The sequence below is a fragment of the Mesorhizobium sp. M8A.F.Ca.ET.165.01.1.1 genome (assembly GCF_004792065.1).
In the GTDB taxonomy this organism is placed as follows: Bacteria; Pseudomonadota; Alphaproteobacteria; order Rhizobiales; family Rhizobiaceae; genus Mesorhizobium.
The window spans coordinates 1-278 of sequence record NZ_SRTH01000282.1; the positions used below are offsets into that span (position 1 = coordinate 1).

Annotated in this window: 1 protein-coding gene; it reads left to right on the plus strand. The window is 59.7% G+C overall.

Annotation, left to right across the window (positions count from 1 at the left end):
• A partial coding sequence (locus tag EN808_RS36100; RefSeq protein WP_245525220.1) for a tetratricopeptide repeat protein occupies window positions 1-278 on the plus strand: 278 nt, incomplete at both ends.

The following is a 278-nucleotide window of genomic DNA, read 5'->3' on the forward strand; positions in this document are numbered from 1 at the left end:
AGCCGACGACATGTTGTTGCGGCAGGCGCTGGAACTGCAGAAAGCCGAACGGCTGCCGGAGGCGGAAGAACTCTGCCATCGCGTTTTGGCGAGGACGCCGGAGCATGCGCTCGCTTTATACATTCTGGGAACTCTGGGCGTCGATTTCGACGCCGAGCTGGCCGCCAAGTATTTCGAGCGGGCGGCCATGCAAGAGCCTAACAATCCTTACTATCGTCTCAGCCTCGTCGAAGCTTGGTTGAAGGCCGGGGACTTCCCGCCAGCGATCAAACATCTGC